22 protein-coding genes, 1 tRNA gene and 2 pseudogenes are annotated in these 23,354 nt (G+C 31.4%); 4 read left to right on the forward strand and 21 right to left on the reverse strand.

Annotated features, from left to right (window positions below; genetic code table 11):
• Nucleotides 1-86 precede the first annotated feature (86 nt).
• The 6 genes from C7448_RS13930 to C7448_RS13960 all read right to left on the reverse strand — a co-directional run bounded on the left by C7448_RS13930 (nt 87) and on the right by C7448_RS13960 (nt 6,948).
• Nucleotides 87-950 carry an AraC family transcriptional regulator gene (locus C7448_RS13930; RefSeq protein ID WP_115902029.1) on the reverse strand — a complete coding sequence of 288 codons (864 nt, stop codon included), beginning with the start codon at nt 948-950 and terminating at the stop codon, nt 87-89.
• Nucleotides 951-1,720: 770 nt separating this feature from the next.
• On the reverse strand, nt 1,721-2,254 hold the full coding sequence (locus C7448_RS13940) for a hypothetical protein (protein ID WP_115902031.1): 534 nt from the start codon (nt 2,252-2,254) through the stop codon (nt 1,721-1,723).
• A 1-nt stretch (nt 2,255) separates the two neighbouring features.
• Nucleotides 2,256-4,979 carry a peptidase associated/transthyretin-like domain-containing protein gene (locus C7448_RS13945; protein WP_147300543.1) on the reverse strand — a complete coding sequence of 908 codons (2,724 nt, stop codon included), beginning with the start codon at nt 4,977-4,979 and terminating at the stop codon, nt 2,256-2,258.
• 32 nt (nt 4,980-5,011) lie between these two features.
• Entirely contained in the window at nt 5,012-5,782 is a 771-nt protein-coding gene (locus C7448_RS13950) for a COG1470 family protein (protein WP_147300544.1), read from the reverse strand.
• Between the two features lie 10 nt (nt 5,783-5,792).
• Nucleotides 5,793-6,353 carry a hypothetical protein gene (locus C7448_RS13955; protein WP_115902034.1) on the reverse strand — a complete coding sequence of 187 codons (561 nt, stop codon included), beginning with the start codon at nt 6,351-6,353 and terminating at the stop codon, nt 5,793-5,795.
• A gap of 520 nt (nt 6,354-6,873) precedes the next feature.
• Nucleotides 6,874-6,948: transfer RNA gene (locus C7448_RS13960), tRNA-Pro, on the reverse strand.
• 164 nt (nt 6,949-7,112) lie between these two features.
• Between C7448_RS13960 and trxB the strand changes: the two genes are divergently transcribed.
• Nucleotides 7,113-8,051 carry a thioredoxin-disulfide reductase gene (trxB, locus tag C7448_RS13965; protein ID WP_115902035.1) on the forward strand — a complete coding sequence of 313 codons (939 nt, stop codon included), beginning with the start codon at nt 7,113-7,115 and terminating at the stop codon, nt 8,049-8,051.
• A 78-nt stretch (nt 8,052-8,129) separates the two neighbouring features.
• Here the strand turns inward: trxB and C7448_RS13970 are convergent, their stop codons facing one another.
• From C7448_RS13970 to C7448_RS13995, 6 genes are all read right to left on the reverse strand, one after another.
• The gene (locus C7448_RS13970) at nt 8,130-8,738 is read right to left on the reverse strand and encodes an aspartyl/asparaginyl beta-hydroxylase domain-containing protein (RefSeq protein WP_115902036.1); all 609 of its coding nucleotides are present in this window, start codon (nt 8,736-8,738) and stop codon (nt 8,130-8,132) included.
• 186 nt (nt 8,739-8,924) lie between these two features.
• Entirely contained in the window at nt 8,925-9,284 is a 360-nt protein-coding gene (locus tag C7448_RS13975; protein ID WP_245939484.1) for a GNAT family N-acetyltransferase, read from the reverse strand.
• 22 nt (nt 9,285-9,306) lie between these two features.
• Complete coding sequence (locus C7448_RS13980; RefSeq protein WP_115902037.1) at nt 9,307-10,221, reverse strand: leucine-rich repeat domain-containing protein; 915 nt, start codon at nt 10,219-10,221, stop codon at nt 9,307-9,309.
• Nucleotides 10,222-10,280: 59 nt separating this feature from the next.
• The gene (locus tag C7448_RS13985) at nt 10,281-10,718 is read right to left on the reverse strand and encodes a GNAT family N-acetyltransferase (RefSeq protein ID WP_115902038.1); all 438 of its coding nucleotides are present in this window, start codon (nt 10,716-10,718) and stop codon (nt 10,281-10,283) included.
• Between the two features lie 152 nt (nt 10,719-10,870).
• The gene (locus C7448_RS13990; protein ID WP_115902039.1) at nt 10,871-11,281 is read right to left on the reverse strand and encodes a nuclear transport factor 2 family protein; all 411 of its coding nucleotides are present in this window, start codon (nt 11,279-11,281) and stop codon (nt 10,871-10,873) included.
• Nucleotides 11,282-11,287: 6 nt separating this feature from the next.
• Nucleotides 11,288-11,812, reverse strand: coding sequence for a TetR/AcrR family transcriptional regulator (locus C7448_RS13995; RefSeq protein WP_115902040.1), 525 nt, complete (start codon nt 11,810-11,812; stop codon nt 11,288-11,290).
• A 183-nt stretch (nt 11,813-11,995) separates the two neighbouring features.
• Here C7448_RS13995 and C7448_RS14000 point away from each other — a divergent pair, with 183 nt between their 5' ends.
• A complete protein-coding gene (locus C7448_RS14000) occupies nt 11,996-12,751 on the forward strand; it encodes an SDR family oxidoreductase (protein ID WP_115902041.1) in 756 nt (251 codons plus the stop codon).
• A gap of 77 nt (nt 12,752-12,828) precedes the next feature.
• Nucleotides 12,829-13,410 carry a TetR/AcrR family transcriptional regulator gene (locus tag C7448_RS14005; RefSeq protein WP_115902042.1) on the forward strand — a complete coding sequence of 194 codons (582 nt, stop codon included), beginning with the start codon at nt 12,829-12,831 and terminating at the stop codon, nt 13,408-13,410.
• Here the strand turns inward: C7448_RS14005 and C7448_RS16200 are convergent.
• Nucleotides 13,407-13,993 (reverse strand): annotated as a pseudogene (locus C7448_RS16200) (TPM domain-containing protein). The gene C7448_RS14005 and the pseudogene C7448_RS16200 overlap by 4 nt on opposite strands.
• Nucleotides 13,994-14,093: 100 nt before the next feature.
• Nucleotides 14,094-14,750 (reverse strand): peptidase associated/transthyretin-like domain-containing protein, encoded by a 657-nt coding sequence (locus C7448_RS14020; protein ID WP_115902045.1) that lies wholly within the window; start codon nt 14,748-14,750, stop codon nt 14,094-14,096.
• Between the two features lie 104 nt (nt 14,751-14,854).
• Between C7448_RS14020 and C7448_RS14025 the strand changes: the two are divergent.
• Nucleotides 14,855-14,974 (forward strand): annotated as a pseudogene (locus C7448_RS14025) (IS110 family transposase); the annotation flags it as partial.
• A gap of 64 nt (nt 14,975-15,038) precedes the next feature.
• On the opposite strand, the gene C7448_RS14030 reads toward C7448_RS14025, so the two are convergent.
• The 7 genes from C7448_RS14030 to C7448_RS14065 form a co-directional block, all read right to left on the reverse strand.
• Nucleotides 15,039-15,806 carry a hypothetical protein gene (locus C7448_RS14030; RefSeq protein WP_115902046.1) on the reverse strand — a complete coding sequence of 256 codons (768 nt, stop codon included), beginning with the start codon at nt 15,804-15,806 and terminating at the stop codon, nt 15,039-15,041.
• Nucleotides 15,807-15,882: 76 nt separating this feature from the next.
• Nucleotides 15,883-16,446: a Crp/Fnr family transcriptional regulator gene (locus tag C7448_RS14035; protein ID WP_115902047.1), complete on the reverse strand. Its 564-nt coding sequence runs from the start codon at nt 16,444-16,446 to the stop codon at nt 15,883-15,885.
• A 165-nt stretch (nt 16,447-16,611) separates the two neighbouring features.
• Nucleotides 16,612-16,998: a VOC family protein gene (locus C7448_RS14040; RefSeq protein ID WP_115902048.1), complete on the reverse strand. Its 387-nt coding sequence runs from the start codon at nt 16,996-16,998 to the stop codon at nt 16,612-16,614.
• A gap of 156 nt (nt 16,999-17,154) precedes the next feature.
• Nucleotides 17,155-17,835 carry a hypothetical protein gene (locus C7448_RS14045; protein WP_147300545.1) on the reverse strand — a complete coding sequence of 227 codons (681 nt, stop codon included), beginning with the start codon at nt 17,833-17,835 and terminating at the stop codon, nt 17,155-17,157.
• A 780-nt stretch (nt 17,836-18,615) separates the two neighbouring features.
• Nucleotides 18,616-19,149, reverse strand: coding sequence for a hypothetical protein (locus tag C7448_RS14055; protein WP_115902051.1), 534 nt, complete (start codon nt 19,147-19,149; stop codon nt 18,616-18,618).
• 161 nt (nt 19,150-19,310) lie between these two features.
• Nucleotides 19,311-21,056, reverse strand: a complete 1,746-nt coding sequence (locus C7448_RS14060) for a TIGR04141 family sporadically distributed protein (protein ID WP_115902052.1) — start codon at nt 21,054-21,056, stop codon at nt 19,311-19,313.
• A 174-nt stretch (nt 21,057-21,230) separates the two neighbouring features.
• Nucleotides 21,231-23,012, reverse strand: a complete 1,782-nt coding sequence (locus C7448_RS14065; protein WP_115902053.1) for a DUF262 domain-containing protein — start codon at nt 23,010-23,012, stop codon at nt 21,231-21,233.
• Between the last annotated feature and the right edge of the window lie 342 nt (nt 23,013-23,354).

Consider the following 23,354-nt stretch of genomic DNA (forward strand, 5'->3'; position numbering starts at 1 on the left):
TTGACGTACTTATGCTAAAAATTACACTACAAAAGTACTTTTGAAAAGGCAGTAAATATTAGGATAAAAATGAAGTAGGATAGGACTTATTTAAGTTTTTGCCTAAAAGCTTCTGGGGAATGACCTGTATGTTTTTTAAAGAACCTGATAAAATATGAAACATCTTCATACCCTAAATAAAAAGCGATTTGATTTACTTGATTAGACGTTGCTAGAAGATACCTTTTTGATTCTAAAATAATTTGTTCGTTTATAAGTTCTGAAGCTGTTTTACCTAAAGCTTGTTTTGTTATTGCATTTAGCTGATAGTTAGACAGACTCAATATATTAGCATATTGAGACACCTGCTTTTTACTAGTAATATTGGTTTCTAATAAGTGCAAAAATTCTTCAAGGCGCTCTTGAACATATGAGTCTTTAGTATTTGAGGTTTTGTTACCAGTATTTCTTAACCTCATTAATTCTATAAAAAGAATACGAAGGTTAGAATTTATAACTTCTTTATATGCTACAGCTTGATTTTTATATTCGATAGAAATGGATATTAATAACAGATTCAAATTTAAAAAACTATTTTTTTCTAATTGATAATAATTTGTAGCACTAGCTTTTTGTAGTAAAGAATTAAACTCTTTTTCAATTGAATAGTAAAAATCAGTATTAAACTGAATCATAAAGCCCTTACTGTTACTTCTTAATTCTAATTCGTGTACTTGACCGGGACGGACTATGAAAAAAGTATAATCAGTTACTTCATAACTAACAAAGTCTATTTCATGGTTTCCAACCCCTTTTTTTAATGCTAAAAAGAAGAAAAAATCGTGTCTGTGAAGTTCATGAATCATATCCTTTCCGTTGAGAAGTTCCTTAAGGCTTTTAATCATAAAATTACCAGATAAACTTGGTTCTTTTTGTGAAGCTTTTAGATGTCTTATAGGTATGGTTTTCATGAAAGTAAGATAAACTAAAGTATTACAAATTTAATTATAAAAAAATAAGGAAGGTTGGTTATTATTTAAATGTATAAAAGATTTTATAGGTTTAGATAGATAGGTAGTAGTTTTTAAAATGAAAAAATCAGTAGAATTTACATTGACCCTGCTTCAGGACGAATTTGAACCAGCCATTATCCATTTATAAAAAAATGAGGAAATACGGACTTACGGTAATCGAAAACCCTTAAAGCTGGTAGAATGTGGCCTGTTATTTATGAAAATTGTAATTTAGAAATTGGTTATAGTATAAATAACTTCTGTGCTATAGTTGTCTGGCGGGATAAGGACGGACAAGCCTCTAAGTTCATACTGAATAGGGACGTTACTGTAGCAACCGCGTATGTTAAAAAAGTATTTGTCAATACTCTCAATTTCAATATAATTATTGCCGTTTTCTATGAAACAACCTAAGCATAATAGGGTAGGTTCTCCATCTCCTGTTCTTCTTAAAAAAAGCTGTAACAGGTTGTTCCAGTTATTGTCTTGTCGGTTTATTCGAATTTGATAGTCGGGAGCTACTAGGATGCCTAAACATAGCAACGATGTCCCGGTGATATTAATGGTGGAGTGTTCTGTATTGCTGGAAACATTCGTGTTATAATCACTGCCGGCATCAAGTATGTCAGATGAAGAGATGGCTGGTGTCCAGCCTCCCCCGCTAACTGTAATCGTCTGACTGTTGGAAAATAGTGTGTAAAAAATGAAGATAAACAGGGGTATTTGTTTCATAAGCTGGTCATGGTATAAACGACATCGAAACTGGTTGATGCTGTTGAGGTTAGTAAACTGATGTCCGATAATAAAATGGAGTAGATGACCTGGTATCCGTTGCCTGTGCCATTACCGGTATATGCCCCGCCTATGGCCGTAATAATATCCTGTGGGGACGTTGTCAGGGTTATAGCTCCGCCCGTTGGAGTGCCCAGATTTCCTTCACCGGTGCCACTATAACCGGATAGGGTTAATTGTAATGCTATACCCGAAGGGATACTTCCCCCTTCAATTGCAGCTGTAATATTTCTGGTTGTTCCGGTACTTACTGCGGAAGTAAAATTGATCCATTGAATCGAATTTGATTCAAAGCCAGGTTGGTTCCCGGCTTCTGTTGGGTTGATCTGATTCAAAATTACAGGACTACCATCTTCAATATCCAGTAAGGCTATTTGAGGGAGGCTTATTTCTACAGGAACAATGTCGCTGTCAATCTGCGCAAAAAGCCATTGGGTAGAACACAACAATATATAAAAGGCCAGCCTCATATTATTTTTTCAATTTAACAAAGCGGATCTTTCGCTCAGTTTCTTTTAGTTCAATATTCTCGGTTTTGGTTTTCCCTGGCAAAAGGGTCACTTCATCAGCCATGGAAACAATTTCTATACGATCTTTTTTAAGGTTGTTAATTATTTCCAGTTTATATGTTCCGGGAATAATATGCATAAACCTAAAGATACTCTTTTTATTTACCTCGGCAAAATATTGATAATCCTCATTAAAAAGTTTGAGATAAATTTTAAAATCCCGGAGTTTGCTGTATGGGGCTTTTTTTACAGACAGGCTACCTTTTAAGCTGCTTTCTTTAATAAGGGTCAGGTTTATCTGTGTTACGTCATTTTCCATGAGGTCTACGATTTGTGGAAACTTTTCAAAGGTAAGATAGCCGGCCGGTAAGGTGTTTTTATCGATATCGATCCTTACAGACGGTGTTTTGATGTTTCTGATTACAAAATGGCCGTCCTGATTGGTGGCAACCTCGTCATTGTTTACCCGGAACCTGATTCCTGTTTTATTCAGGAGTTGCTGACCATAAAACCGGATGTCTCCCATTAAGTTAAACTTATTCCTGTTCCTTTCTAATGGGATGTCGAAACGATGCCGGTATCCCAGGCTGAAATAAAGGTCTTTGTTTTCAAGAGGAGAAGGAAAAACGGTGTAGCCTCCTGACAGTGATAAAAGTCCCCTTTTGTTTATGTTATAGTTTAGAAGGGCATTAAAAAAGCTTCGGTCTTTATACAACTCGTCTTTGGCATAAGAGTTTCTCCAGAAAACAGATCCATTAAAATTCTCTGTACGATAACTAACAGACAGTCCGTAATACCAATAGGTCTCATTAATTGAGGAGTTCTGATTAAATCTATTGGTAGCCAGGTGTTCTGTATATGGTTTAACAGAAAGACTGTTAAAGGGGTTAAAGGTAAGGGCTAGTCTGGTGTTGTACGAGTTTCCGCTATTGTGGTTTTTGGTTATCAGGTAGTTAACAGTTTCGGAGATTGTGTTTTGAATATTGGCGTTAAACCCGTTAAAACCCCAGTTTAATATACTTCTGATACCAGATTCTTTATAATTGAACGTAGCATTTACAGCCTGATCCTTATTGTTTCTCCTGTATAATTTAAACTGGATATAATTAGTAGATTTTAAATACCACCTCACATCTGAAAACAACATATTGTATTGTGGTTGGGTGTTGAATTCAAGGTCCTCGAGCTGTCTGTTGTATTGTGCCTGATTATATCCTATACCGATTCTTAAGCGTTTTAGGAAGTTATAGTGAAAACGGGCATTTAAAAGCTCGCTATCGTTATAATAACCGAAAAAATCTTTTGAAGCATACAGGTAATCGATAGAGGCATTTATAAGGTCGTCCCTGAACTGGGGGTTAATTTGAAATCCGTGACCTTTGTATGCATCAGTATTGCTATATGAAAAGAGCCCCTGAAAAGTAAACCCTTCTCTTTTGTAATTGAAACCGCCTGTACCGATCCATCCATTGTGTAATTTATTCTTATAATCTTCCTCTTTTTGAAGCCATTCAAGGAAGTATGAGAAGTTTTTATTGTTTGTATAACTGTATGTTGCCCCGTAGAGGGTATTCGTAGGTGCAAAAAAACGGGGTCTCCCATAAAAGGCTTTAATTGAATTTTTCTGATTGAAGTATGTTTTAATCTCTGCTCCTCTAACCCATCTGCCCTGAAGACTTAAAACATTTAGTTTTAACGGATAATCTCCAAGTGCAACATGCAATTTTTCTGATGTATAATTTACGCTGTATTGATCATAATTGCCAAACCTGGGTTGCTCCAAGGTGCTTGGTCCCCTGAGCGTAAAATCAACTTTTTTATTCCTGATGGTATCAACATATCCACTGCCGGAGAGCTCAAATTGAAAATGACTTTGATTTTCCTGTCCTGGCAGGCTGTTGTTAAAATATTTTATTCCAGCAGTAACCGGAAAAGTCAACCGATCTTCATCGTTATTATGTGTAGAGTGGTAAACAGGGATGCTTTTACGGATTTTGGTTAATTTTCCGTTATGTAGTGACCTGTAATGTGTTTCTGCCATAAAATAGCTTTTTCCAACACCTTGTTCAGGTACGAAGAAAGGCAATTCAATAGAAAGGTCCTTGCCAGGAGGTAAGACCCATGTCTTATTTATATCATCTCCAACAACAGCATTCGTGTATGTTAGCTGCAAGGTGTCGGCTATATTTCCTGTATTTTTTATTAAATACTTAATGTAAAATTCCTCATCACTTTTTACTTCCTCAGGAAAAGAGATAGCAGAAGCTTCTGTTCTTTCTTCTTCCTGAAGATTTATGTAAATGGTTTTTACACGTTTTATTTTTCCGTTAGCATAATGTAATTTCAGGGGGTATAGCGCAGGGCGTACCTTTGAGTTTATCTTTAGCAGGATAAATGATAATTTTTTAGAATTTCCCTCTAAAACGGTATTCTCAGGGATATTGTGAAAAACAGATATGGTGCCAGGAACTTTTAAAAAGATGCGTAGGCTGTCTTTTAATTGTGTTGGATTAAAAAAGGTTACTGGAATGGTATAGCGTTTATTGGGCAGTATATGTATGGTGTCATTTGGAGTGGTTATTTCTGTTTGTTGAGCGTTTAGTGGTTCAAAAAGTAGAAACACGACCAGTAAAAGGCTATTGATGCCTATGTTTTTAAAGCCTGTTATTCCTTTTGGGGTGATCAAATAAACTGTTTTTTACGTCAGGGACGTAGTTGTTACTCAACGATAAATTCAAAAGAAGTTCCTGTAAGTTCAGACGAATGATCCATCATGATTATACAGGTGTATTTACCCGAGCCAGGAGGGGTATCCAATGGCATTTTTATAGTCCTGCAAGAATCAGGATATATATTCACCTTCTGAGAAGATTTGTCGGAGATTAATTCACTTTCTTTATTGTATATTTCTATAGATAGCGAAGATTTGGCAACATAATCAGAGGGATTGGATAATGTAACTTCTACAGTGCCGGTAACAGGGGTATATTTCGCATCTTCAATTTGCAGCGCTTGGTCAAAATCATTGGCTAGGTTACAAATGATTTGAACGCCGTAGCGTATTTTAGAGCTAACCGTTACAATGCTCTTTAATTCTTGTTCAGATAAAGGGGTTTGTCCCTCGACCATAATCATGCTCCAATACCCCATAGGAGTTATGTTCTTTGGAAAAACAATTTTATATCTGATCTTTCGAACTTCCCCAGGTTCAAGTATAACCTCATTGTTTTCTATGGAGATCCAATTATTTAAGGAATTCACAGAACTTCCGGGTTCAGAAAAAACTACATCTTGATTGCAGGGGATTAAAATGTCCTGAAGATATAAAATAATCTTTTGCTGGGCGTCAGATATATTTTTCACATCAATCTCTCCACTTATTGAATCTCCTGATGATGAATATTCATGCTTCAAACCATTCAAAATAGCTATGTTGGCATAACTAAATTGAACCATGAAGAACAAGGTTATAAGACCTAAATATTTCATAGGTATAAGGTTAAGGGGTGTCGGTAATAGTATAAGTAACCTCTATTAAAGCCCCTGAATTATCGGCGTCCAAAGCACTAAAATCAGCAATGCCCAACACATAGGTAAGGTTATGGCCGTTGCTGATACCATTCCCGGTGTAGGCACTACCTATTCCAGTTATGAAATTCTGAGGGGTGCCTGAAAGTTCGACTGACCCTGAAGAGGTTCCCATGGTTCCGTCTCCATTACCGGCATCTGCTGCTGCGGTAACATTAAGAGAAATACCGGCAGGAACAGTTCCGTTGGTAATAGCAGCTGTAATCGATCTGTTGGCTTCGTTCCCAAGGATACTGGTATAATTCAGCCAGAGCGAATTGTTTGTGACAGTACCAAAATTTGCAGGATTACCTGCTTCGGATACACCTGCAGTAGCATCTAACGTGATATCTGTGCTTCCGCCACTTTCGAGGTCAACAATGGCAATCTCAGAGAAGTTAATAGTGACACTATGAGCAGAAGTATTAGTATCCTGAGCATTGGTTGCTAAGGCAACAAATGTACATAGCAGTAGTAGATAATACTTTTTCATAAGGTTTGGTTTAGGTTTGGTAAGGATAAATATATAAAAAAGGTATGTTATAAGAAAGAAAAAGTAGAAAATAAAGTAAATTAAATTACTGATTTTCAATTTCTTTGGTTGAGCTTTCTGCCCATGGTTTCTACAGACAGAGTTACCGTATTTTTTATGTTATAGATGAATCTTGCTAAGAAAAACATATCCGAAACCTGTTTTTAGGGCTTCCATTTTTTTTCCCCAGTTTTTCATATCTTATTTTAGGAATTGTCGTTTCTTCGATCCATTTTTCTGTTTTGTCATGGTCCTCGAACTTCTTCTCTATGAATTCAAAATCATCCTCTAGATCTCCACCCTCATTTTCAGCTTCAAATTGTTACTCGAACAATGATTGGACTTTTTGTTGCAAGTCCATTATCCGATTTGTTGACGTTTTTAATCAAACCATATCAATTCTTATGACATTATAAAAACCAAAAAAACCTGAAAATCATACGATTAACAGGTTTTTGGTATAGGTTGATACTATAATTTGTCGGGGTGGCAGGATTCGAACCTGCGACCTCCTGCTCCCAAAGCAGGCGCGATGACCGGGCTACGCTACACCCCGTTTTTAATTGGGACTGCAAATGTATAAAAAAAAAGTAAACAACAAATAAAAAAATAAATATTTATTCAATAATATGACTTTATAAAGCGATAGTTAAAATATATTTAAAAGCAGATAATAGAAGTAAAAAAAAATTACATTTGTAACTTCAAAAATTCAAGATAATGGCAGAAAAAATTAAATGTTTGATTATTGGGTCTGGTCCAGCAGGTTACACAGCAGCAATATATGCAGCAAGAGCAGATATGAAACCAGTTATGTACACAGGAATGCAAATGGGAGGGCAGTTAACAACAACTACAGAGGTTGATAATTTTCCAGGATATCCGAAAGGAACTGATGGTACCGCAATGATGGAAGATTTAAAAAGTCAAGCAGAACGTTTTGGAACTGATGTTCGTTTTGGTATGGCAACAAAGGTCGAGTTTTCTGGTAAAGAAGGTGGAGTTCATAAAGTAATTGTGGATGAGTCGACTGAGATTGAAGCACAAACTGTTATTATTTCTACAGGAGCAACTGCTAAATATTTAGGTATAGAAAGTGAACAACGTTTAATAGGTGGAGGAGTTTCTGCCTGTGCTACTTGTGACGGATTCTTTTATAAAGGGCAAGATGTTGTAGTAGTTGGAGCAGGAGATACTGCTGCTGAAGAAGCAACGTATTTAGCCAATATTTGTAGCAAAGTTACTATGTTGGTGCGTAAAGATTATATGCGTGCTTCAAAGGCAATGCAACACCGCGTAAGCAAAACTGAAAATATCACCGTTTTATATAACACTGAAATTGATGAGGTATTAGGTGAAAACGTTGTTGAAGGAGTTCGTGCTGTGAATAATCAAACAGGAGAAAAAACGGAAATTCCAGTAACAGGTGTATTTATTGCAATAGGACACAAGCCAAATTCTGATTTGTTTAAAGGCGTTTTAGATATGGATGATACTGGGTATTTAATTACTAAAGGAAAATCTACCAAAACAAATTTACCAGGAGTTTTTGCAGCAGGAGATATTCAAGATAAAGAATATCGTCAAGCAGTAACAGCTGCAGGTACTGGTTGTATGGCAGCTTTAGATGCTGAACGTTATATAGGAGCGTTAGAATAAAAAAAATAAAAAAACAAAAAGGGTACACGTGTACCCTTTTTGTTTTTTTATAAAATAAGCTCTTTTTTAATTAGAGTTTTATTCACTTTCTTTAATAATTTTTCGAATCCATTCATTAGGAGTCATATCTATGGTGAGGTTTATACGCTCTTTATCCCCGTTATTAATAACTTTATGAGGATCTGTAAGTCGCATATACCAACATTCTCCTGGTTCCATTAATACAGGAGTATCATTTAAATAAAAAGTTACATTTTCATTGTTAAGAATAGGAATGGTAAGACGAATCACCGATTTTTCAACCTCTAAACCTAAAGTAGGATCTGTGTGTTCTTTTACTGTTGAATGTGGAGCTAACCGAAGCACTCGAACTAAGTTTACAGTGGTGTTTTCTTTAAAAAAATCGATTACACTGGTTAAATACGGAGACTTTTTTAAAGCATTAGTGTCTAGCCAATCTGTCCACGAACCGTCTGCGTAATCATCTGCAGGAGGAGGGAAAGGTAATGAAGTGTCAACTAAGTGTGCAGGCGACCGTAAAGGAATTACATCGTAATATTCAAAGTTGTCTAACTGTAGCGCTTTTGCTTCTTCAAGCATTTTAGCTGTTTCAAAATTAAAAGGGAGTTTAATACGATCACTAAACGTATCATTTGTAGAGATGGGAGTAGTGTCAGTTGTTTGCATATAATAGTTTTATAAAAGTTTAGGTTAGTATATTAAGTGTTTATAGTTTTATGTATGCATATTATTGTAATCTTTTCTCATAAAGGTTGTTAATTGATAAAGGTAACTCTTTCGTACCAACTTTTACAAAACCCATTTTTTCGTAGTAGTTACAAAGTTTTTGGTTTTTTGAGTCAGCATCAAGTCTTAAATATAAACAGTTACTCTCTTTTGCATCACTTTAGCTCCAATACCGTAACCATTATATTTTTCTTTAATAACTAAAGAATGGACATATGTAGCTTTTTCATTTTGTTTACCCCAGTATAATAAGTCTTTATTCAGTACTCTAACCATGCCTAAGCGTTTATCGTCTAAGTTATAAATAAAAAAGAACTCATTATTAAGAATACCCTCTTCTACCCATTTTATTTTTTGTTGAGGTGGATTTTTCCAATACTGCCAATGATCAATATTCATTTTACTAATTTTTTCAGCAGCCTCTTTAAATAAGTTTAAGACAATTTCTTTCTCACTAATTTTTATTTGATGAAGTGTAATATTCATTGGTTTAATTTTTTCAGATAAATTAAAAACAAGTATCACTTAGTTTTTGACTATCAGATTTATAAATAGTAGGTATTGTTTGGTCTGCATTAATTTTAATACAAGCTAAGTCAGGGTTTCTATCTACTCTCAAATCTTCTAGTTTTAGATTGTTACTAACATCTAAATTGGTAAGTGAATTACTAGTGATGTAGAGGTACTTTAAATTACTAATGGTACTAATATTAATTGCTGTTATTTTGTTGTCTGATATTAATAGAGTTTCAAGAGAAGTATTAGTATTTATTGAGGTAATTTTATTGCTTGTAAGTATAGCACTTTTTAAGTTCAGTGCATTTTCAGCATCAAATGAAGTTAATAAATTGTTGCTCATCATTAATGTTTCTAAAGACTCATTAGTGACGCTAAATTTAGTTAGGAAGTTATAAGATAAATTTAAACCTTTTAATTTGGTAGCTTTAGCTAAGCCTATAAAAGAAGTAAGGTCGTTTGCATGAATATCTACTAAAGTAAGATTAGGATTGTTACTAATATCAATCGTAGTTAAATAGTTAGCATTCAAGTACAGTGTATCTAGTTTTGTGTTTGAACTTAGGTCTATAGTTTCAATTTTTTGTCCAGCAGCTGATAAAAAAGTTAAGTTAGAAAAAGCTTCAATACCTGTTAGGTCACTAGTTTCACCAAAGCTACCATTTAAGTTTAAATTTAATCGAGTAACTTTTTTAGCATCTTCTTTTAATATTTTTTGATTAATAATACCATCACTATCCAAGTTTTGTTCTACCAATATAGCTTCAAAGTGTTTGTCAGGAATGGTAATGTAAGTTTCATTTCCTATATCAGCAACTTCATCATCACTAGAACATGAAACAAAAATAGATAAGATTAAGACAAGTACGGTGTAAACAATTTTGTGTTTTAAAAATATGGACTTCATAAGTTGTTTAATTTTTTTAAGCGTAGTTTATATTTTAATGTTTTATGAGATATTAGTTATTATTTTAAATGCATGTGTAAAATAGGATAAGGTTTACCAGAGGAGTCCACTTCAGAACGTTTTATGGTTTCAAAACCAAAATGTTTGTAAAACCCTACAGCTTGTTCATTCTGCTCATTTACATCTACCTTATTTACATTCAATTTATCAAGTGAGTATTTTAGTAAGGTTTTACCTACTTTTTTACCTCGATATTCAGGATGAATGAAAAGCATTTCTAAATTTTGCTCAGCAACACCTAAGAAGCCTATTATTTTATTGTTAATCTTAATACATTTTAATTCTACCGCATCCAAATATGTATTCAAAATAAGAGGTTTAAAATATGCAATGTCTTCTTCTTTTAAAAAATGATGTGTCGCCCTAACGGAAGCTTCCCATAAGTCAACTACTTCTTGATATTCAGATTTGTTTATATTATCTATTTTATAATTCATTATATAAGCTTAATTAATTTATTAACTATCCTCAGAAGTGAAGGGAGAAGATTAGTTTTTTACAATTTTTATTCTAGCAATAAAAATACAAAAAGCGACTCTGATGATTTATCAGAGCCGCTGTTATTTTTTTGCTAAAAAAGATGATTCTTTTAAAGATACCTATCAACCTCCTCTATTTCAAGGTCGTTAATACTAGCATATCTTTTTTTCATTTGCCCATTATTGTCAAACTCCCAGTTTTCGTTACCGTAAGCTCTAAACCATTTGCCTTCTTTGTTTTTGTATTCATACTCAAATCGTACAGCAATCCTGTTTTCACAATGTGCCCAATATTCTTTTTTTAGTTTATAATTAAATTCGTTCTGCCACTTTTTAGTTAAGAAGTTAACAATTTCTTCCCGACCATTAACGAATGTATCTCTATTTCTCCATTCACTATCAATAGTGTAAGCTAACGCTATCTTTTCTGGGTTTTGAGAGTTCCAAGCATCTTCTGCTAGTTGAATTTTTTCCTTTGCAGTTTCGAGAGTAAAAGGAGGGAGTGGATGTTTTTGTTCCATATTATTTTATAGTAAGTTTTTTATAATTTCTTTTGATTTGTGTACTATTTTGTTTGACTTAAAGAGTTGACTTTCTATAATGGCACTTTCAAAAAGCAGATAAATATGCGTAGCAAGTAATTCGTTGTCTACTAATTCTTGAAAAAAAGTATTTAATTCTTTTTTATGTGATTGAATTACTATCAGAATAGTTTCCTGCTCTTTAGAAATTTCTGATAAAATATTTAAAAAGCTACAACCTCTAAAATTCTCTTTTGTATTCATATGAATTACAAAATCGAAAGCAAGTAATATTCTGTCTTTTGAGTTTTTACTTTTTGAAGTAAACTTAAAGAGTTCTTTAAACCAAAACTCGTGCCTGTTGTTTAAAAAATCAACACATAAGGCATTCTTTGATTTAAAGTGCTGATAAAAACTTGCTTTTGCAACTTTAGCTTCTTTAATAACTTGGTTAATACCAGTACTGTTATAGCCTTGTTGATGGAATAAATGTGCTACTGTTTCTAAAATACGTTCTCTAGGGCTACTCATGCTCTTAATTTTTGTCAAAGTTATGTAAATTTCTAAAAACAGACAAGTCTGTTCGATTTCTTTTTTGACAGTTATGAAGATAAAATAAGTGTAAATTTAATTTGGAACATTCGTTCTGTTATGTGTATGTTTGTAAACGGAACGATTGTTCCATAAAAAATATTAACTAAAAAAATAAAAACAATGAGTACATTAAAAGGAAAAATAGCAGTTGTAACTGGAGGTAATAGTGGAATTGGGTTTGCATCTGCCCAAGAGTTAAAAAATCAAGGAGCAAAAGTTATTATTACAGGAAGAAACTCTAAAAAAGTTGAAGAAGCATCGCAAAAACTAGGAGTAAAAGGAATCGTTGCAGATGTTAAGAATATCTCTGCAATAGAGAGTTTAGTAGAGGAAGTTAGGAGTAACTTCAATAAAGTTGATATATTATTTGTAAATGCAGGTATTTTTCAACCAGCTCCAGTAGGGAGTATAAGCGAAGAAATGTTTGATCATCAAATGGCTATTAACTTTAAAGGGGCTGTATTTACGACCGAAAAATTCTTGCCAATTTTAAATGAGGGAGCATCAATTATAAATTTATCATCTATAAATGCTTATACCGGAATGCCAAGTACAGCTGTTTATGCAGCATCAAAAGCAGCGCTTAACTCTTATACCAGAACAGCAGCAACTGAATTAGCGCCAAGAAAAATAAGAATTAACTCGGTAAACCCTGGTCCAGTATCTACACCAATTTTTGAAAAAACAGGAATGGAAGAGGAGCAAATACAAGGTCTTGCTCAGGCCATTGAAAATCGTATTCCTTTAAAACGATTTGGACGACCAGAAGAAGTGGCTAAGCTTGTATCGTTTTTAGCATCAGATAATGCCTCTTTTATAACAGGAAGTGAATATAACATTGATGGAGGTACAAACATTAACCCGTTATTGAGCTAATTTTTTTTGAATATATTTGGAATGACAGTTCCAATAAGCTAATTTTGTGGAAGTGTAAACCACTTCCACATTTTTTTATGCCAAGAGTTAAATCATTTGATGAAAAAGAAGTACTAACCAAAGCAATGTGTTTGTTTTGGAAACAAGGTTATTCTGCTACTTCCGTACAAGATTTGGTATGCTACTTAGGAATAAACAGAGCAAGCTTATATGATACTTTTGGAGATAAAGAACAGCTATTTAAAAAATCTTTCGAGCTTTATAGAGCCACTACAAAGGAGGGACTAATAGAGTTTTTTAAAAACCATCCGGATGTAAAAGAAGGATTTTCTAAGCTTTTTAATAAAGCTATAGATGAAGCTATTGTGGATGAAGATAAAAAAGGATGTTTTGTTGTAAATGCTACGACAGAACTTATTCCAAATGATGAAAGTTTGCAGAAAGTACTAATAGAAAATAAATGCGATTTCCAAAACTTATTTTACGAGTATTTGAAAGGAGGTAAACAAAGAGGTCAATTAAAGAACAGTCAAGATTTAAAAGCGATAGCTACTTTTCTTTACACACTTTACAATGGTATTCGAGTTGTTTCTAAAGTAAACCCTGATAAAAAAGAGTTATCAAATTCTATAAATATTGCCTTGTCTTTGTTGAGCTAATCAAATAAGGTTGAGTAAAAAGTTATTTTTTTTTTAGGTTTTTGCCACTTAGCTATTAACTCAGTTATTCCTTTTTCAATACCAAGGTAATACTCTCCTTTTTTAAACTTAGGGATAATTGTTTTTTCGATTACATCTTTACAAATTTCGTCTGTTAAAATGTGTTCTGTTCCAATGCCCGTAGAAATTCTTATTTTTCTTAAGGTTTTACTAAAAACAATAGTCAAACCGTTATTTTTTCTTTTTGTCCTACACCATTATAATTTGATAAGTCAATAGCGAATTGACTAAAATCGGTGTATTTCCCGATTGATTTAATAGAAACTATAGCTATTTGGTTGGAAGTCGTTTTCTCATATTCTCGAATTAACAAGGTTAACTTTTCCAGTTGTTCAATAGTGAAGAGAGATTCATAATCATTTACTACATTTTTTAGTGTAGGTAAATCACTTTCACCTAAATCGAATTTGGTAAATTCAGCTTTTGGTGGATTTGGATTTGATTCACTCTTCTCATTTTGTTGTAACTTACAGCTTGAAATTGTTAAAAAAGAGAGTATTATTATTTTAAAGGAAAGTTTCATTTTTTATATAACTAAATTAGTAAATACATATTGAATAGAAGTCTGAGTTTTTCAGGAGTAGGTGAGTAGTAATTACTTGTAGTTAAGTTGCAAAAGAGTTTTATTCATAATCAGGAATATTCAACCCTAAAATTATATCTCTGTTGGCAGTCCAAATACCAGCTTCCTTTTTAAGATGTATAATTCCAGAACCTCCTCGGTTTCTTTTTGATTGCTTTCTTTCTTCCGTAAGAGAAGGATCACTTTCAAAATGATAGCTGTCAATATAATAAGGTATTGTATTAGGCTCTTTTGCATAAATGTGTATGTGTTCTGGTTCTTGAGTTTTTGGATAAGATGCTGGTCTGAATGTGTAAAAAGTAAACTTCCCTCCTTTACCTGTTCTAAGCCAGCCTCTATGCTGTCCGTGTCTCTTTTCCCAACCAATAGGTTTTTCACTCGGTTGATAAATTCCATTTCTATCTGTGTGATATATGTAGAGTACAACATTTTTCGCGGGTGTTTCCCCGTCTTTTTTAAATGCAATACCCGTTATTTTTAATTTTGGTTCATTCTCATGAAAACCAGGTAAAGTATCAATTGGTTTAGGTGCTATGTTGAGTATTTTATAATCCAACAAAGCTTTACAATCCTCGCAAGCCCCACCTACTTTTCTTTCTGTTTTAGTTTGCGATTGTCCTTTGCAGGAAGTTACAATTAGCGTTAAAAAAAGTATTCCTAAATAGTGTTTTAGTGTCTTGCATTTAGAAATCTGCATAACTGGTATAGTATTAGTTACGTTTAAAATACCTAATTTAGTAAATACAAACCGAAGAAAAAAATCGAGAGTTTTTTTTGAAATAGGCGAGAATTTTATAAGTAAAGGGTAAGAGTAAAAAACTTGCTTTAATAGCGGTGTGTAATAAGTTACTAAAACAAGCTTTTGCAATTGTAAAAAGTGGATTACCGTATGATATGAACTATAAAAGTACTTTGATATAAAATTTGTAAAATTTACTTGTTTTTTACCTCAGTTCTTTGTTACCCACAGTTATTCTTTCCTTCGTTATAAAATTACCTTATATAAAATCGGTTGTGCACCAACATTATTAGCATAAAAATTGTCGAGTACATATTTCTTAAATGTCTTCTTGAAAATTAAGTCTGGTAAAATGTCTATATACTTATCCCATCTACAATGATTGACTATTGAATATGTCGTTTTGCTTTCATTTAAAGGGAATAATAAAGTCGAATTATCTAAATCGGTTTCCTTTTCAAACCAACCTGCGGTGTATTCCCAAACCTTTAAATTTTGTTCTGTGCTTTCGGCTGAAAAATAATTAAAAAGAAATACACCTTGCTTTTTATGATTTACATTTCCAATTCTTTTTATGTTTGAAGCTGTCATTACTTGAGAATAACTAGACACTTTCTCTATTTCACTCAACATGATTTTATAAATGCTATGGTTTTTAATTTCTGAGCATATTTTTTCTGAAGAAACCTCAATTAAAATAACAAAATCAAATTTTGCCAAATGTATTTTATTTAAATTTTCCTTTACATATTCTCCCATTCCTGGTGGAATTATTGTAGCCTTAAAAAGGCTGATTTCAATCACACCATTAACTTGGTTTAACTCTTTACACCAATTTTTACATTGCTTAATGAGTTTTTTCTTTTTCGAACTCGTTACTATGAAAAATGGTGTATTTTTTTTATCAATTTCTGAAGCTATGTGAATGTAGTTTGAATTTGTAGGTTTTATTAGAGAAACCTTATCGTAATTCAGCTGTTTGTTTACTATTTTTAAATTATTGTTTTCAGTCATTTGTTATAGTTTTTGAAAATACTCTAACAAATTTACAATGTGATTTTTCTACTTCTTTTAACAAATGATAAAAACGTTATTTATTTGCTCTAATTCTACTTAAAGAAACCTGTGTAATTCCTAAATAACTTGCTAAATCTCCTAAACTTATTCTTGGCAGTATTTGAGATTTTTTTGAAATAAAATTCGCATATCTTTTTTTGGCATCTTCTTCAAGAATTTCGCTTACACGTTCCATCATATTTAGGTTGGCAATTGTCATAAATTTCCGAAAAAAAGTCTCTAATGAATGATGTTTTAAACATAATTGTTCAAATTCATAAAAAGGTAATGAAAAATATTCTGTATTTTCAATAGCAATTATTTCATATTTTGAATGTTGTTTAGAGGAATAACTTTCTATATCAGCAAACAATATATTTTCCGCAAAAAACCGCATTATAAATTCTTTTCCATCTCCATTAAAACAGAATTTTACAATCCCTTTTTTAATAAAAAATAATTCATTCGAATGTGAATTAACATTCAATAGAAAATCATTTTTTTTTACCTTTTTAAATTTTATAATAGAATTTAAATCAATTATACAGTCATTATCAAGAGGTGATACTTTTTTACAAAAATTAATAAATTCTATCATTTTAAGGTGTGAGTGGTAATTGTGGCTAACGTTTATGCATAAGGTTAACTGCGTGGTTAAGCACGTAATTTAGCAAATAAAAACCGAATAGAAAATCCGTGTGAGTTTTCGTAAGTAGGCTAGAAGTAAGCAATTAATTATACACTTCTTTGTTGTGTGCAGTTTTTATTTAGTTTGAATTTCTTGACCAAACATAATTCGGTGACCATCAATTGTTCGAATTCCAAATTCCCGTTGTCCCCAAGACTTATCGGTTACTTCACTTATTAATTCGACTTCTTTGGACAAATATTCTGTATATAAATTATCAATATTCTCAACATCAATATATGCAAAATAAGAATGGTTTTTGATTTCAAAAGCAGATTTATCGTTTTTACACTCACCAAGCATCACCATAAATTTCCCTCTTTTAAGAAAATGCCAACCATCTCCTTTCCACAAGGTAGAAAAGCCTAATTGATTTTCATAATAATCTGCGGATTTGACTAAGTCTTTAACTGCGAGGACATATCTCGTGTTTATTATTTCAAAATCATTTTTCTTATTCATGGACTTTTTCTCAAATTGCGTACAACGTGTTTATGTATAAGATTAGTTGCGTGGTTAAGTTACTAATTTAGTAAACAAAAACTTGCCAGAGAAAATTCCTCAAATAAGCACTTGCCAAAGCAATTAATTATACACGTCTTTGTTACCTATAGTTTTTTAAGAATCGTTTTTACGCACGATTAGTTTTAATGCTTTTTCCGAATCTTCTAAAATGAAGATTTTATAATTCTTCCATTCTATAATTAGTTCCTTATCTACAAGCTTATTAATTGATGTAAATGACACAGTTTTCTGCTCACCCGCTTCTGATAATGAAATATTATATGAATTAAAGGCATCTGTCTGATTTCCATTTATATCTTCTGACCATTCTCTAATGAAATCTACAAACATAATTTCAAGGTTACCAATAACTGCTGTTTGCCCAAAATCAATAAACATTGTTTTTCCAAAGTCTAATTTTTCCACAACTAACGTAACTTCTTTTTTATTAATATTTAAAGCAAAAGAATAATTTTGATATGCTTTTGGATAGTTTGCTTTTTCATTATTAGTAGACGCATCATAGCACCAGAGAAAAGTAGTGTGTTTAGTGTTGTTTTTAAATAAATTTAATTCTAGTTGAAAATGTGGTGAGTCGTTGTTTATTGGTTTGGGTTGAATAAATAAATTGGCAGGTTCTATAACTAATTTCTCAAATTGAGTACTAGGGTTTTTTCCAATTTTTAAAGGTATTGTAATAGAACTGTTTATCATATTATTGTCTGATTGTGCATATCCTGTAAAATGAATAAATACAAGTAATATAATCAGTATGTTAATTTCAGAAACCTTCATTATTAAGCTCGATTTATCATTAAAAAAGTTTGTCAAATTTGAATGCGAACATATAATAAAACATTCCTATTGTAGCCAATAAATGAATTCCAAATCCAATGAAATTTATGACTTTTACAAAGGCTTTATTATGAAAACCAATTATAGAGTAGAAAGCGAATATTAAAATACAAGTTTCCAAACATATTACTAATAATTCTCTAAATTCAAAGTTATGTTGTTTTATATTCGGGCTGGTAATGGCCCAAAAAACAAATATCCCTATCACAGTAACCGTATTTAAATAAGAAATTATTAAAGTTGTTTTTTGCTTTTTATACCCAATGGTAATAGCTGCTAAATGGCAAATCAATATAATAGTTATTATTGTGCTTACGTGTAAATCATTCATAACTTAGTATCAGCATTTTCATTTTGTTACGATTGCCAGTAACGTGGTTTAAGCAACCAATTTAGTAAATACAAACCGAAGAAAAAAACCAAGATATTTTTTGAAAAAAGCAACTAATTTAACAATTAGAAGCTGAATAGAAAATCTAAAAAAGTAAGTGGTGGTAAGAAAATATTTTACTCATAGTCAGGAATATTCAACCCTAAAATTAAATCTCTATGGGCTGTCCAAATACCATCCTCTTTTCTTAAATAAAAGTAGAAATACTTTTAAATTTCTAGTTTAATGAATACTAGTTGAATAAAAGGAAGTACAGCCTTTCAGGAGTAAGTTATGACTAGTAATAAATTATAATCATTGTTGAGGTTCGTGTTTTATCAATACTAGGATTACTCATTAAATTTTAAATTATTTAAGATGAAAGTCACATCATTCTTATATTTTTCATAAAATCTAATATCAGAAGAGTAATTGAACTCATATACAATATCATTATACCTGAAGTATATAAATGTATTTTTATAATGTGTAGAATTCCAATTATGTTCGTAGACATACGTATAAGTTTCCCCATACTTTGTAGTTCCTTTTATTAGATTTTGAGAATTAATTTTAACGTTATTATTCCACTGTTTAACTTTCTCTTGAACCAGCTTGTTTAGTGAGTCTTCATCAACCTTAACTGCTTTTAATTCGTGTATTTGAACAATGTTTTTATAAAATATATCTCCAAGATTTTTGGGGGAATAACTTAGTAAATTATGAGAGTTTAAAATTGGTTTCCAGTTTTCAGGTAGCGTAACCTTATAATTTAGAGAGCTTGTTAAGCTCTCAATTCTTTTCTGTTCTAATATCTTTTCCTTTTTAACTCCACAACTTGTTAGAGATATAAATAAAAAGAAAACGTAGATAATGTTTTTCATAGCGATGTTCTTTTTTAGTTTACATATTATAGGTTAAAGATAAGGATAAAAGTGGTTTACCTTATGACGCAAATTATAAAAGTACGTTGGTTTAAAAAAGTATAAAATGTACTTGTTTTTTACCTCAGTTCTTTGTTAGCTGTAGTTGTTTATTTTTTTAATTATGAAAAGCAAGCGTTGTTTTTAATTACTTCGAAAGATAAGTCATAATATTCTGTCCTCATTTCTGTATAGCATTGTATTAGTGATAATTTCGCAATGTTTGATTTATATTTTGCCATATCATTTTGCACAGGTTTGTTTTTTCTGTGACTAGTTATAGACATAACATATACAATGTTTTCTGCTGACTTAAATAAATCTATAAAATTCTGTTCTGTAAGATTCCTGTTTTTCTTTTTAGATAATAATCCTTTATAAACCGCTTTTAAATATTGATTTTCATCATCTTTTAAGTCATTTTTTAATCTTCTTGCAGAAGAAATAATTTGACTGTAAAGTTCTCTCATTTCTGTACTAAAACCGTATTTAACGTGACATAAATAAAGAGTGTTCTGTTTATAATGAATTACATCAGCTAGTTCTATTGAATCAGGTGAAATAGCATCTAAAACCAAATATTCATCTTTGTCATATTTGTTATTGTAAGTCCCTTCATTTTCCCTTTTTCCATTTGCTTTTTTCTCCCATTCTTCATCCAATATTCTATTTTTTAAGTCATTTGCATTTAAAATTTCAGAGCATCTCTCATTCATTTCATTTATAAAAATCTGTCGTAGTTTATACCATTTCGAATCAAGGTATATGAAAGTACCTAGTCCATCAATATTTATTTCTGAATTTAGATGATAAATTAATGCAGTTTTAAGTATTGGTTTTTTGTTTTGATTTTTATAAGTATAAATGTATAAGCTATAAATTTTACTACTAAAATTACTCAAATTATTATCAAAATTTTCATTATTTAAATACCGAAGTATAGTTCTTAAGATTTCACTTTTGTCGTTTATTCTCCCTATTTTTTTGAATTTTCTTTTATCTTCTTTTAGTTTAATTTCATATTCGTCGGCACTATAAAAGTCCTCTATTTTGTTTGGATAGCAAATGTCAAAATTTGAAATATTCTTATCAAGAATATTATTTCTCCGATTAAATAATTCATTAATTATTGCTGGCTTCAATGAATTAGCAATTAGGTCTTTATCAGTTATTTCTTTATATGAACTAAAAAAGTCATTAGCTTTTTTCGGTTCCACATATACCAGTATTTCTATTAAAAAACCTAGCTCTTCGAAAGATAGATTTTTATTAAGGTTGAAACCACTTGATATGTTTAAGATAATATTTGGTGACCGATTTGATAAAAATTGATTAAAATAAAGTTCTGCTGATTCGCTTGATAGTTTAATCTTAAGTTCAGTTGGGATTTTTCCGAACTTGATATAATCCATTAATCTATAATTATCTTTAAACTGTTCGGACATTCCAGCTCTCAAACCTGTTACTCCTCTTGTCTTTATAGTGATTATTTCATCTTTTACAGGATTCATTAATCTTGAGTAGGTATTTAATCCGTAAGAAGTATCAAGAAAAGGTAAAATATAGTTGTAAAAAGAGCCTCCAATAACAGCGAAAATTCCAGATGCGGTATTTACTAATATTAATATTGATGGTATTTGGTATTCAAGTGAAATTCCTTCTACATATTCTTTTGGAAAGAAATTTGCCCATTCAGATTCCTTTTCTATAGATTGGATTACGATTAGCTTTGAATCATACTTGCTAACTTGAATGTCCTTAACTATTGATTGTTTTTTGTTTAATAATAAATGAGCAGAAATTCCATCAACAACAGATTTTAAATTGTGTTTGCTTTCAATCTTATATATTGTTGGGTTTTGTTTCAATTAGTTTCAATTTTTTTCAGCGTTCAGATTTTCAATTACAGCTAACGGTCTCGTATAAGAATAGTAGCGGATTTTATGCACTTACTTTTCGGTTAAATACAGACCTTTTTTATATTTACTTAATTTCGTTTTAGCGATTAAACCGCTATTATTTTTATACAATGTTAGCCCACGTTATTTATCTTCCGCTAATACATTTTCTCTTGTATCAATTACTTCAAATTTGATTCCGTTTAATCTTGACCTTAATTGTTCAATTATTAAATCTATTCTTTGTTCGATAAATAGGTCTAATGCGTTTTTTGGCATTTCAGGTAAACTTGACCATTCTAAAATTTGTTCAGGAATTAAATGTGATTTAACAGCTTTCGGGAAATCAGGATTTTTGTCGTAATCGCAAATATATTCTAATGGATTTTTGTCGCTAATTTCCAAATTTGTGATTTGTGTTAAATAGGCAATGTTCATTAGTGAATTATTGTCTATTGTATTTGCTCCTGGATTATTTGCTATATAATTTGTTGGAAAAATATGGTGCAAATTTGGTTTATCTGTCGAGAAAAAGAAATTTTCTGCGATTACATTTCTGTCCGTAAATTTCCAATCTTTCGGCTGATTAGTTGCAAAAAGCGCAAGAATAGCTCTTGAATAAACACCTTTTGAACTATATGAAGCGTTTCTCAAAGCATCTCTGTCTATCAAGAAACGTTCAAACTGATAGTCTTCTTTGTTTTTTTCTTTATTTAAAAATGCAATGTGATTTTTTATATCTGTTGTATTGCTTAATAGGTCGTCTCTGTGCATACAATTGAACCAAAAATATTTTTTTAGAAAATCGTAATCCGGATTACTGTTTTGATAAAAGTAATTTGAGATTGTTAAATAGAAATATCTATAAGGTATTAATTGCGGACCTTTTAAGTTTAAAGTGTTCTCAAAAAAGTCGAAAGTTTTTAATATTGCCTTTTTTGAATCTGCCCAAATAGTTTCAATTTGTTCAGTTTTAATGTCATTTAAATATCGAGGCGTAATGTTTACAATTCCCGAATTTTCAATGTTTTCACGAATTAAAATTGAAAGAATTTGTAGATAGTCAAAATCACTAATTTGTAGAAATCTACTATTGTTTACTTCTCGGAAACCATCTATTAAATCACGTAAATAAAATCCGTTATCCGAGTCTGTTTTTGGTCTAAAGGTTTTGGCAACAACAATATCGAAAATATCTAAAGGTTTGCCAGCTTGATTTATTCTCTCAAAAATTTGACAAACTTCCGAAACTTGAATACCTTTTAATTCAATGAATGAAAGTCTATAATTGTCAAGAACTTGTTTAATTCTGCCAAGTTCTTCAATATATTGGTGGTCAAAATTCAAGTCAATTTCTGGGTGTTTAATTACCGTTTTTTGAATGTCGTTGAATTTTTCTTTAATATCAATGAGTTTTAAAATTAGTCCTTCGTCAAACTTTTTTTTCTTGCTAAAATTTCTTTTGAAAGTTCCATTTTTATCATCTATTTCATCCCAATATAAAAATCGCTTTTTGTAGCTTTCATCATCTGTGTCGTCTGAACTTTCTACTGTAATATCAACATAAAGTGCTGGGTCAAAATCTTCTCTTCCTTCAATTTTTCCGCCATAAAGTGAAGTCAGTAGGGAAGTGGTTCTTTGTTGTCCGTCTAATAGATATTGATATTCAGTTCTGTTAAAGTTTTCATTAACGATTTTGTGTCCTCCAATTTCTCTATGATTTTGAAGTTTTAAATCAGTTTTCCATACGAGAATACTGCCTAATGGATAGAATTTATAAATACTGTCCCAAAGTTTTTTTACATTTTCTTTTTCCCAAACTACGTCTCTTTGAAAAGTCGGTATTTGATAATCTTGATTTTTTAATTCGTCAAGGTAAGTTGTTATTCCTTTGTCGGTTGGTTTAATTCTATCTGTAAAGTTCATTCAGTTTCTCGATATTTTTAATGTGGGCTAACTCGTTATATACCAAGCTTTAGTTCTTTTATCCCGATAAAAACATGGGATATCATAAGGTTTAGCAATTTTTATACACTATCAAATATATCAAATTCAATATTTTATCAAAAATAAAGTTATTAACGAGTTACTGTTTTTTGTTAATTAATTATAAAAGCTAATTGCTTTTACAATTCTTGCGAACCTAATACAAAGTATTTATAAACTCTTACGGGAGACTATTCAATAAAGTGTGTCATAAATCATAAAAAATAATAGATTTATGTATATGGAAGACAATAAATTTGATTACGAAAGTTTTAAATCTCG

The sequence above is a fragment of the Tenacibaculum gallaicum genome, from assembly GCF_003387615.1.
Taxonomy (GTDB): domain Bacteria; phylum Bacteroidota; class Bacteroidia; order Flavobacteriales; family Flavobacteriaceae; genus Polaribacter; species Polaribacter gallaicus.